General features: G+C 38.2%; 6 protein-coding genes. All 6 read right to left on the reverse strand.

What is annotated here, in order from left to right; genetic code table 11:
* Positions 1-495: 495 nt before the first annotated feature.
* The 6 genes from pflA to focA all read right to left on the reverse strand — a co-directional run bounded on the left by pflA (position 496) and on the right by focA (position 11,578).
* Positions 496-1,236: a pyruvate formate lyase 1-activating protein gene (gene pflA / locus ACJZU6_RS05615; protein ID WP_080158068.1), complete on the reverse strand. Its 741-nt coding sequence runs from the start codon at positions 1,234-1,236 to the stop codon at positions 496-498.
* Positions 1,237-1,356: 120 nt separating this feature from the next.
* The gene (locus ACJZU6_RS05620) at positions 1,357-2,592 is read right to left on the reverse strand and encodes an EAL domain-containing protein (RefSeq protein WP_080158067.1); all 1,236 of its coding nucleotides are present in this window, start codon (positions 2,590-2,592) and stop codon (positions 1,357-1,359) included.
* Between the two features lie 9 nt (positions 2,593-2,601).
* Complete coding sequence (locus tag ACJZU6_RS05625) at positions 2,602-6,552, reverse strand: ATP-binding protein (RefSeq protein ID WP_408900753.1); 3,951 nt, start codon at positions 6,550-6,552, stop codon at positions 2,602-2,604.
* Between the two features lie 31 nt (positions 6,553-6,583).
* Positions 6,584-8,185 carry a response regulator gene (locus ACJZU6_RS05630; protein ID WP_408900754.1) on the reverse strand — a complete coding sequence of 534 codons (1,602 nt, stop codon included), beginning with the start codon at positions 8,183-8,185 and terminating at the stop codon, positions 6,584-6,586.
* 197 nt (positions 8,186-8,382) lie between these two features.
* A complete protein-coding gene (pflB, locus tag ACJZU6_RS05635; protein ID WP_080158064.1) occupies positions 8,383-10,656 on the reverse strand; it encodes a formate C-acetyltransferase in 2,274 nt (757 codons plus the stop codon).
* A gap of 55 nt (positions 10,657-10,711) precedes the next feature.
* Positions 10,712-11,578 carry a formate transporter FocA gene (gene focA / locus ACJZU6_RS05640; protein ID WP_080158063.1) on the reverse strand — a complete coding sequence of 289 codons (867 nt, stop codon included), beginning with the start codon at positions 11,576-11,578 and terminating at the stop codon, positions 10,712-10,714.
* Positions 11,579-12,041: the final 463 nt, after the last annotated feature.

A 12,041-nucleotide genomic window follows, 5' to 3' on the forward strand; every position in this document is an offset into this window, starting at 1 on the left:
TGAACGCTTTTTTAACTGCAAATCTGTCTTTTTGCATTAACGCAAACGTTTGCTTTTGGTTTATACCATAATTTTATCATGGATAAATATCCTTTTATGGTTTTTTTATAGGGGCTATTGCTATTTAGTGGAAGATAAAGAGGTGATGTTTTTAGTTTTTATTGATAATGGAATGTATTATTTCATTATTAGTTATTGGTTGTTTTTTGCTCTGCATTTAAAGTATGTGCCATATAAAAATGACCCTGATCAAGTAGGGTGTAAATTTAGCAAAGGAAGTTATGATGCAAGAACCTGTAACTAAGTGGAAGTATACAGTACCAATCTCATTGTTAATTATGGTGTTGTTAATCTCTTTTCTTGTCACAATTTTACCGTTGTCACGATAAATACTATTTTATCTTTTCAGTTTAAATAGAAAAGAGCGACTTATCTAACTCCTTAGAGATAAAGATAAGCCGCTCTTTTTTGTATTAACAACTATGACACAGTTGTTTAATACATAACTTTCTTACCATAGCTTGCAAGAATGTTTTTAATATTTTCCATTGTCTCTTTTTTCGGTGGCTTAACCCCAGTTAATGGGTATTCAAAGCCAAGAGCTTCCCATTTGTGCTCACCAAGCTGGTGGTAGGGCAGCAGCTCAATTTTTTCGATATTATCCATGTCTTTAATGAACTCACCTAATTGGTGTGCAGATTGTTCATCATCAGTGTAGCCCGGTACAATTACGTAACGGATCCATGTTTTTTGACCACGCTGGTGTAGGTAACGTGCAAAATCAAGCACACGTTTATTGGAAACACCAACCAAGTTTTGGTGAACGCTATCATTCATCTGTTTAAGATCAAGCATCACAAGATCGGTAGCATCTAATACCTCATCAACCACATCGGTATGTTTACGAATGTAGCCATTGGTATCAAGACAAGTATGAATTCCATCTGCTTGCGCAGCACGGAAGAAATCGCGGACAAATTCTGGTTGTAGCATTGCTTCACCACCAGAGGCGGTAACACCACCACCAGAAGCATTCATGAAGTGACGGTATGATCTTGCTTCATGCATTAATTCTTCAATAGTCGCTTCACGACCGTCATGGGTATCCCATGTATCACGATTGTGGCAATATTGGCAACGCATTAAGCAACCTTGCAGAAATACAATAAACCGAATTCCTGGGCCATCGACGGTTCCGCAAGATTCGAAAGAGTGAATACGACCTGTTACTGACATTGTTCTATTTCTCCGCATACTGCGTTTTATTTATATGTTATTTTATTACAAAACGAGGTGTGAATATAGCGAAAACTCAGGATCCCTCATTAGCATGGATCAGATAAGAGTGGGTGATATTCATCTCTCTTGTGTTTTAGTTAATATCTCTTTGGAGGCTGAATTATTGAGTAATTGTTGGCTTCGTTGTTGCCATTGATCATGCCAAATTGGAATTTGGCTAAAAGGTAACGGTGGTGAAATAAAATAACCTTGCGCGAGTTCACAATCCATTTTTTGTAGCTTTAACCACAATGTAATATCTTCAACACCTTCAGCTATCACTGTTAAATTAAGTCGATGTGCTAATAATAAACAAGTCTCAATAATTACTTTAGCGGTGTAATTTGTTGGCATCGCCTGCACAAAGCTAATGTCTAACTTTAGCGACTTAAACGGCAAGATATCGAGTTGTTTTAGCGATGAATAACCCGTACCAAAATCATCAATCGAAAGATTAAACCCATGCATGCCTAATCGAGCAGCAGCTTCTAGAGCTTTGCCTGCCGACTCAAATAAATCTGACTCAGTTAATTCAAAATAAAGCCAGTGATGCAATTGTGGATATTGATTATGTAATGCCAGCACATGATTAATAAAACTACGTTCAACTAAGGTTTTGGCTGAGATATTGACAGCAACTCTTCGGCCTTCAAATATAGCTTGATGGCTGATTACATGATTGATAATGAGTAAGGCGAGATGGCTGTCTTTACCTATTTGGGTTAAGTGCTGGATGAAATTACTTGCAGGCACAATGCCATAATCTGGGTGAATAAATCGAATTAATGCTTCGCTAGCGACCCATTCGCCAGTTTTTAAATTAACAATGGGCTGATAATAAGGGGTTAAGTAGTTAGCATTAAAAGCATCAATAATATCCTGCTCTGTGAGTGCGAGTTGTAATGCTGATATTGGTGCATCGCCCAACGGTTGTTGATTGACCGCTAAAGCTAATAATTGTTTTAGTTGCTCAAGATGGGTTGGTTTCGCTAATGTACCTAATAAATTAAGGCCATAGTTTTTACACATTTTATTGACACTAAGAAGTACATCCGCATTTAATGCGCTAGTGATAATAATTGCACCAGTGAATTGCTGTTCAGCAAGATGACCGAGAAAACTGATGCCGTCCATTTGTGGCATGTTGAGATCACAAAACAGTAACTGCGGTTGATATAGTGCTACCGCCTTCAATCCGCACACACCATTAGTTGCACAGTGTATATGGTCTTGATTTGGATCGATAAGATGAGCTAATTGGGTTGCAAGAACTTGACGTTGAAAGTCATGATCTTCAATCAATAATATGTTCATTCTTCGATCCTATTTACTGTTAATTTGGTGTGATAATTGTTCGATTAGTTGCTCAATGTGCAAGTAGTCTTGTTGTAAATCGGTCGAGTCTATTTGCGCTTGTTGCGAGTGTAATTCAAGCTTCTGGGTTATTTGTGCTAATGGATGAAAAGCCATCATCCGTGCAGCACCTTTCATGCGATGGCTAACCATAAAGATACTATCATTATTTTGTTGTGATATTGCTGTTTTAAGCTGTGATAAATCGTCAAAACAAGATTCTAAGTATTGTTGTAGCAATAACTGACACAGCTCACTGTCACCAAATATGGGTAATAGTTCATTTATATCAATAACTTGTTTTGGTGTGGTTGATGTTATTGACGATATTGTTGGCTCGATAGTTAATTGTGACATTTTTTTGACGTTTTGGTCTATGCTTAATGGTTTTATCCATTTTGCTAATATATCTTTTAGCTGTTGTTGCTTTAATGGCTTAATTAAATAATCGCTAAAACCCATGGTTTGAAAACGACAGGTATTAGTGAGAGCGTTGGCTGTAATCGCGATAATAGGTAAAGCTATCGCGTCTGTTCGTTGTTCTTGCTCTCGAATTATTTTGGCTAACTCATAGCCATCGACTTCTGGCATATGGCAATCAGTGAGTAAAATATTGTAATTAGTCTGTGCTAATGCAACTAAAGCTTGTTTTCCATTATCAACAATATCTACCGCATAGTTAAGTTGCTCTAATTGTTGTTTGAGTATCTGCTGGTTAATTGGATGATCTTCTGCGACCAACACATAACGGTTATCTGCGATAGCTTGTTCACGAGTTAGCGTTATAGGCACATTATAGCGAGACTGATTGTCATTGTTATACGGTTGAAAGGGCTCTGTTAATGCACGATAAAGTTGTTGAGATAAAAGCGGGCTAAGGGAAATATTACGGGCATTAATGTTGGACGTAAGTATGACATCAGTAGAGGTTATAGTAATCCAATTAACCGAAGGTAAGTTAATTGCAATCCAATTAAGATCAATATTATGTTGATTTGCCCATGATTGAGGCACAAAAATAGTATCAATACATTGGGTTGATATTGCAACTGCGAGTTGTTCTTTGGTGGTGACATTTAACCGCGAGATAGAACAACCCCAAGCTGTTAAATAGTTGGTTAAAATAAGATCATTGACTATCGAGAGTAAGCCACAGTGCTTGTTTAATGATTTAACCTCAGCGGCTTGGCAGATATCAAACGTGAGAGTGATCGTAAAGCTAGTGCCTTTATTAAGTTGGCTTGATACTGAAATCGTTCCATTCATTAATTGGATCAGTTGGTGGCAAATTGATAGCCCTAATCCGGTGCCATCATAGCGACGATCGGTGTTTTGCTCTATTTGTTCAAATGGCTGAAAGAGTTTATTGATATTTTTAGCCGCAATACCTATGCCAGTATCTGTGATTGTAAAGCTAATAGTTTGCTGGTTATTTTGTTGGGATAATAAATTAATATCAAGGTGTATAGCGCCTTGAGACGTAAATTTAATCGCATTATTAAGTAAATTATTCAGCACTTGTTTAAGACGAAAACTATCAAAACGTAAACTTTTGGCGATATTAGGATCAAGCCATAATTTAAAATCTAGCCCTTTCTGTGCGGCATGAATAGCATGAGGTTGTACTAACACTGTGGCTATTTTATACATTATTTTTTGTTGCGGATTGATCTCTAGTTTTTTTGATTCAAGCTTAGAGAAATCTAAAACATCATTCACAATATTAAGTAGGTTTTCACCTGAAAAGGTGAGATTTTTATGGATTTGATAAAGTTCAGGCTGTTGAGCATAAGGTTTCATTAAATCTAATAAACAAATAATGCCGCTGATTGGCGTGCGAATTTCATGACTCATCATGGCTAAAAAGCGTGATTTTGCTATTGTGGCTGCTTGCGATTTTTGTTTGGCGATTGTCAGTGCTAATTGTTGCTGTTTTAATTGAGTAATATCAATCAGGATGCTATTCCACTGCCAACCGATTGCTGCTGGCGTAATTTGACAACGTAGTTCAATCCAACAAGGTGCACTTAATTCATTGATTTTAATTTGTAACTCGGTACGCCAATAGCCTTGCTGTACAGCATTACGCATTTCGGCAACTAAGCTTGAATAATCATCTCGCATAGAGATGCGATCTTTCAATAAGTGTGGAAAAAAATAGAATTTACTGGCTGAAATACCCGTAAAATCAATAATTTTTTCACTCATAAATTGGATATCAATATCCATTGGGTCATCACTTTTTTGGTGATGTTGAATCAGAACACCATCAAAATTATTGGTTAAATAAGTTAATTTATCTTCTGCCGCTTTACGGTACTTAATTTCTTTACTTAAACGGCGGTTCCAAATGGTAATGGCCCCAATAATACAGCTAATAACCGCGCCCATTATCATGATAAATAAGATTAATCGATTGTAAATACCATCATTTTTTATTGTGAAAGTATGCCATTGTTTTTGAATAGTCGTTGGTGGCAGAGAATCAATGGTTTTATTTAAAATATTACGCAGTAAAAGGTTATTTTTTGACAGAGCAAAGGCAACTTTTCGATCATAATCATCAATACGACTTGTAATGATTTTTAATTGCCCTAAGAAATTGTTTTGTAATAAAACATTCGCGGTAGATAACGAAATTACCGCATAATTAATCTCCCCATCGACCACGGCGTTGAGAATATCAAATTTATTTTTAAATAAGCGAATCTTCGCTGTTGGGTAATATTCTTTGACAAGTTTTCCTCCAAATCCAAAGGCGAGAACACCAATGGTATCCGTTGAATTAATGGAGGTTAATTTTTTATGGTTGATGTGATCAAGCATAACCCACCGATCGTTAGAATAAGGGGTCGTAAAGGTCAGTTCCTTATGACGTTGGTTTGTTATCGCTACCGCAGCCATAATATCAATGTCATTATTGAGCAGTTTTTGCTTACCATCTTGATAATTATCGATGGGAACAATGGTGGTGGTGATAGGAAGCTTATCTTTTATTTTGGTTAAAGTGTCGTTGAGTTGACTTAAAATAAAATCATTTTTGTTCAATATTGGCGACATAGGGTATTTATAGCCGATACGAATATTCTGCTGCTGCTGTAAGGCATTATTTTCAGCTGCGGTTAAATGAACCGTATGCGGATCACTTAACATCTTTTTTTGTATTGGCGTTAGCCAGCGATCATAAATTGCGGTTAAGACTGCGGGATGAAGTTGACTATAAGCTTGATTAATATTGTCGATGAGGACTCTATTATTTCGTGTAGCTGTGATGTATAAGCGTTCAAAAGGCAATGTAGTTATCGGTGAGAAATAAAGTGGTGGTTGTTGCTTATTAGTTGTGAGTGAGTGGTGTAGGATCAGGCTATTACCAATATAAACATCGGCTAGACCTGTATCAACAGCATTAAGTGCCACGGTGCTGGATGGCATTGCTAGAATTTGACCGTTAAGATGAAGATCTATTATTTTTTGTTTAATAGCAAAGCCATTTTCAACACTAATAGTAGCATCATTAAGATCTGATATTTTGGTGTACAGAGGCGATCGGCTAAGCATCGCAAATGATGAGCTTAGAATAGGATCACTAAATACCATGTATTTTTGACGATTAAATGTTGCCGCTATACCAATCAATAGATCAACATCGTTACTTTTAAATGCTGCGAGCATTTCATCAAAACTTTGGAAATAGACACTTTTTATTTGGTAGTTTGCTTTTGCTGCAATAGTATCCATCAAATCAGGTAACAAACCGACAATTTTATCGCCATGTTTAAAAGATAATGGTGCCCAATTAAGCGAGGTATAGCCAACAGTTAAAATGGGTTTAGCCGTCGTCTTATGCGTTAATTCATTAGCATAAATGGTCTGTATAAAAGGTGGTAATATCAGTACTAGCAGCAGTATAAAGTTTCGCATGTAGAGCTACCTAGAAGAACAAATCAAGACATTAATATAATGGTTGTTGAAGAAAGCGATATTGCGCTTTTAATCTTAAATACCAGTCAGGTTTAAACTCTTGTGATTCAAAGGTCCATCTCGCTTCTCTAATCCATTGTCGATGCTGTGGATCATTATCTATATAACCCCGTGAAGATAACTCAATTAAACACCGAGCTAAAACATCATCAAAACGATATTGAGGCCATAATAGCAACATCGATTGACCAGCCTCAATATAATATTTTTGTTTTAACAATCTAAGCGCATAACGGTATTGTTCATCTGTGTGATGGCTAGTTGTTGGCTGCATTGTTTCTAACCACATCTGTTTTATAATCGAATGCGGCTCATTTTGGTGCTGATGTAGATTGTGTTGTAATCGTTGATAACAGTCTATTTGATGACGAGTCATGGCTAAGCGTTTGCTAATACAAAGGGCAATCGCATCAAATTCAAAACTGTGCTGTTCTGGCGCTGTTTGTTGAATCGTTTCTATCGCAGCAATATAGCTTTTATAGGCATGAAGATTGCTGTCATTGTCTAAATATTGCCATGCTTGTAATAAGTAAATAAACGCACGTTCATGTTTAGTTATGGTTTTTTGTTGGCTAATTGTGCGCCAGAGCCGTTCTATTGGTAAATTCTTTTTATCGCTATGTTGTAGTTGCAGCCAAACAATAAACGCGTGATAGCAAGGTTTATCCCATACTGAATGGCGAAGATATGAGATGGCTTCACGTAAGTGTTGTTGCATGGCGCTGTGGTTATGGAAATGACATTCAATCCATAATAGGCCAAATAAGCGATGTAAGTTATTTTTACTGACATTATGTGCCTTTAACCAAAAATCATAACCTTGGGTGATTTTTTGTTGTAATAATGCAGAGCAGGCACTGTATTCAAGTAGCATTAAATGATCAGGATATAAGTCTCTTAATTGGTTTAATAATGGATTAAGAGCCTGAAAATTTTGTTGCTGTAACCACAGTTGAGACAGTAAAAGTTGTGCTGGTAGACTGTGGTAATGCTGCTGAATCAGGGTTAGTAGTGTTTCAATATCAGCATTAAGATGAGGCTGTTTTTGATTAAATAAGCGTTTAGCAACAGCAGTAATCGTAGTGCAATAGGTGCTGACGGTTACATTTGATTTCGCACACATCTCTTCAACACCATCAATGCCTGAATGTAAGTAACACTCAAAAGCACGATCATTGATGACGCGTTGTTCAAAAACATATTCTAAGCGTTGCTTTAAGGTATTTAATCGTAAAGGCTTAACCAAATAATCATCGGGTTGGTATTCAGAAAAACCCATTAGAACGGCGGGTGAGTCATCAGCAGTTAAAATAAAAATCAGCGGTGAATGCTGCAATAATTTATTGTGATATAGACGCTCAAGTAATTGTAGTCCGGTACTACCAAAGCCAAGATTAAAGTCAAGAAAGAGAATATCAAAGGTCTGCTGCTGGCAATACTTAATCGCTTCAGAGGCGTTTGAGGCACAATAAATATTGGCACTTTGGAATTGCCCATTAACCAAAATAAGCTTGGTTGTTTGTTGGATAATACTACTGTCGTCGACAATCAATACCGATTGAGATCTTCGCATCAGAAAGTCATGTCCTTAAATACAGAAGTAAATTAATGCTTGAAATAGGGCGGCGCAGAATATCTATAAAATGTGATAGGTACAATCGAAGAAATGTAACGAAGCGTGTTTTTATTCTTAAATTTTGGGCATAAAAAAACCGGCTATATAAGCCGGTTTTTATTAGGAAGCGAACTTCCTACACAGAATGCTCTATATTATAGAGACGCTGTGAAAGTACGAGCGATAACGTCAGCCTGCTGTTCAGCAGTTAGAGAGTTAAAACGCACAGCATAACCCGATACACGGATAGTTAACTGTGGGTAGTTCTCAGGGTGCTTAACTGCGTCTTCTAGAGTTTCGCGGTTAAGAACGTTAACGTTTAGGTGTTGACCACCTTCGATGCCTGACTCATGGTGGAAGTAACCATCCATTAGGCCAGCTAGGTTAGTTTCTTGAGTATCAAGATCTTTACCTAGTGCGTTTGGAACGATAGAGAATGTGTATGAAATACCATCTTTAGCGTGTGCAAACGGTAGTTTACCTACAGAAGTAAGTGAAGCTACAGCGCCTTTTTCGTCACGACCGTGCATTGGGTTAGCACCTGGTGCGAAAGGAGCACCTGCACGACGACCGTCTGGAGTGTTACCTGTCTTCTTACCGTACACAACGTTAGATGTGATAGTTAGGATAGACTGAGTAGGGATCGCATCACGGTACATCTTGTGAGTACGGATCTTGTTCATGAAGCGCTCAACAAGGTCACATGCGATGTCATCAACGCGTGCGTCATTGTTACCGAACTTAGGATAGTCACCTTCGATTTCGAAATCGATAGCGATGCCATCTTCGTCACGGATAGGCTTAACAGTTGCGTATTTGATAGCTGATAGTGAGTCAGCAGCAACAGAAAGACCAGCGATACCACAAGCCATTGTACGCTTGATGTCACGATCGTGTAGAGCCATTAGCGATGCTTCGTAGCTGTACTTGTCGTGGCTCCAGTGAATAGCGTTTAGCGCAGAAACGTAAGTCGTTGCTAACCAATCCATGAAGTGATCTAGACGATCCATAGTATCTGTGTAGTCAAGAACTTCAGCAGTTACTTTATCAGTCTTAGGACCTACTTGGATCTTAAGCTTCTCATCCACACCGCCGTTGATTGCGTAAAGCATAGTCTTAGCAAGGTTAGCACGAGCACCGAAGAACTGCATTTGCTTACCAACAACCATTGGAGATACACAACAAGCGATTGCGTAATCGTCAGAGTTCATGTCTGGACGCATTAGGTCATCGTTTTCGTACTGGATAGAAGAAGTATCGATAGATACCTTCGCACAGAACTTCTTGAAGCCTACAGGTAGTTGCTCAGACCAAAGAACAGTGATGTTTGGCTCTGGAGAAGGACCCATTGTGTATAGGCTGTTTAGGAAACGGAAGTTTGAACGTGTAACTAGTGTACGACCGTCAAGACCCATACCACCCATTGATTCTGTTGCCCAGATTGGGTCACCAGAGAACAACTCATCGTATTCAGGAGTACGTAGGAAACGAACCATACGTAGCTTCATTACGAAGTGGTCGATCATTTCTTGAGCTTGTGCTTCAGTGATCTTACCATCAGCGATATCACGCTCGATGAAGATGTCTAGGAAAGTCGAAGTACGACCTAGAGACATTGCAGCACCGTTTTGTGATTTAACAGCAGCTAGGTAGCCGAAGTAAGTCCACTGGATAGCTTCTTGTGCAGTAGCAGCAGGAAGAGAGATATCACAACCGTATTTAGCAGCCATAGTCTTGATTTGACCAAGAGCACGGTGCTGTTCACAGATCTCTTCACGACGTTGCATAGTCATTTGAAGATCTTCGCCATTCTCAAACATTTCTTCTAGAGATTTGAATTGAGCTAGCTTGTCAGCCATTAGCTTGTCGATACCGTAAAGTGCGATACGACGGTAGTCACCAATGATACGACCACGGCCGTATGCATCAGGAAGACCAGTTAGAACACCAGACTTACGACACTTGATGATAGAAGGAGTGTAGATATCGAAAACACCTTGGTTGTGTGTTTTACGAAGCTCTGAGTAAACCTTCTTGATAGTAGGATCTAGTTCACGACCGTATACTTTGCATGAGTTTTCGATCATGCGGATACCACCGTTAGGGATCAAACCACGCTTAAGAGGCGCGTCAGTTTGAAGACCTACGATAGTTTCAAGTTCTTGGTCGATGTAACCAGCGTCGTGTGCAGTGATAGTAGAAACAACGTCAGTATCGAAATCAACAGGTGCGTGAGTCGCGTTTTCCTGTTTGATGCCTACCATTACAGCTTCCCAAAGCTTAGCTGTAGCTGGAGTCGCTTCTGTTTCTAGGAAAGAGCCGTCACCCTCGAAAGGAGTGTAGTTCTTTTGGATAAAGTCACGAACGTTTACTTCGTTCTGCCAATCACCAGCTGTGAAGCCTTCCCATGCAGCAAATTGCTCTGCCATTGTATACCTACCTATACTATTCAGTAGAAAAAAATAAATGTTACCGCGTCAAAACTTAGTGATGGCTATTGCCGTTAAGTTCTGGACGACGATGAATAATCCAATATGTTAGACCAACTAATACACCACCACCAATGATATTACCAATGGTCACTGGGATTAGATTGTTAACAACAAAATTATGAATGTTCAAGTCTGCAAATTGTGCAGGATCGACACCTGTCATAGCCCAAAATTCAGGACCAGAGAAAGCATGAATTACAATACCCATAGGAATCATAAACATATTTGCAATACAGTGCTCAAAACCACATGCAACAAACATTGCAACGGGTAGCAACATTACCATAACTTTATCAGTAGCACTACGGCATGAGAAAGTCATCCATGTTGCAAGACAAACCATTAGGTTACATAACATACCTAAAACAACAGCTTGTCCAAAATCATGATGAAGTTTATGTTGGGCGATCTTCATTGCGTTAATACCCCATTGGCCATTCGCGCCAAGGTGTTGTTCTGCAATCCAAATACAGGCAACAAAGAAAATTGCACCAACAAAGTTACCGAGGTAAACAATGCCCCAGTTTTTCATTAACTGACCAGTAGTAATGCGACCGCTTGCACGAGCAACAGTGGTTAATACAGAAGAGGTAAATAACTCGCCACCGCATATAACTACTAGGATTAAACCTAAACTAAAAGCTAAACCACCGACAAATTTAGACATACCCCAAGGCATATCACCAGCGCCAGTAGTTACTGTTGTATAAAATACAAAAGCAATTGAGATAAAGACACCTGCAGTTATCGCTAAAAAGAATGACTGTAACGGGTGTTTTGTCGCTTTATAAACACCGACTTCTTCGGCTTTATGTGCCATAGCTGGTGGCATCAGTGAGTCAAAAGGATTCGTTTCCATTTTCACAGGAGTGCTCTTTAATGGTTTAAATTTGGCTGCCAGAATAATAGCAAAGGTTGTGAATCATAAATTTGATCTGGATCATTGCGGTGAAAATTTATAACAAAATTAGACATATTGTGACACTGCAAAATAATGTAATCATTTGAATTGTAACGGTATAATTTTTTTGATAAAACTAAAAAAAATTTTAATGTAATTTAATTTCATAATTTTCTAACCATGATCACAAAATAAAGCATCATTTAAAATCAATAAGTTATGATTTTGTCTGTTTTTTTTTAACGTATTTATGCCGTTTAAAAAATATTGATTCAACTTTTTTTATATTCATCTTGTCGATGGATAATATTCATCAATATAGTTTAAATCGATACTGTAAAGGTATGGTGCCAGTATTTTGGTGAATATATATGCAAAACAGACAAAAGCCGCTACCAATAAGATAGTCGGCTTCAGCTGT

The organism is Photobacterium piscicola, from assembly GCF_046058925.1.
Classification (GTDB): Bacteria; Pseudomonadota; Gammaproteobacteria; order Enterobacterales; family Vibrionaceae; genus Photobacterium; species Photobacterium piscicola.

What these genes read in the sequence shown, in the direction of transcription:
- focA (WP_080158063.1), bottom strand. Translation starts at nt 11,578, where the DNA reads ATGGAAACGAATCCTTTTGACTCACTGATGCCACCAGCTATGGCACAT.
- ACJZU6_RS05630 (WP_408900754.1), bottom strand. Translation starts at nt 8,185, where the DNA reads ATGCGAAGATCTCAATCGGTATTGATTGTCGACGACAGTAGTATTATC.
- ACJZU6_RS05625 (WP_408900753.1), bottom strand. Translation starts at nt 6,552, where the DNA reads ATGCGAAACTTTATACTGCTGCTAGTACTGATATTACCACCTTTTATA.
- pflA (WP_080158068.1), bottom strand. Translation starts at nt 1,236, where the DNA reads ATGTCAGTAACAGGTCGTATTCACTCTTTCGAATCTTGCGGAACCGTC.
- pflB (WP_080158064.1), bottom strand. Translation starts at nt 10,656, where the DNA reads ATGGCAGAGCAATTTGCTGCATGGGAAGGCTTCACAGCTGGTGATTGG.
- ACJZU6_RS05620 (WP_080158067.1), bottom strand. Translation starts at nt 2,592, where the DNA reads ATGAACATATTATTGATTGAAGATCATGACTTTCAACGTCAAGTTCTT.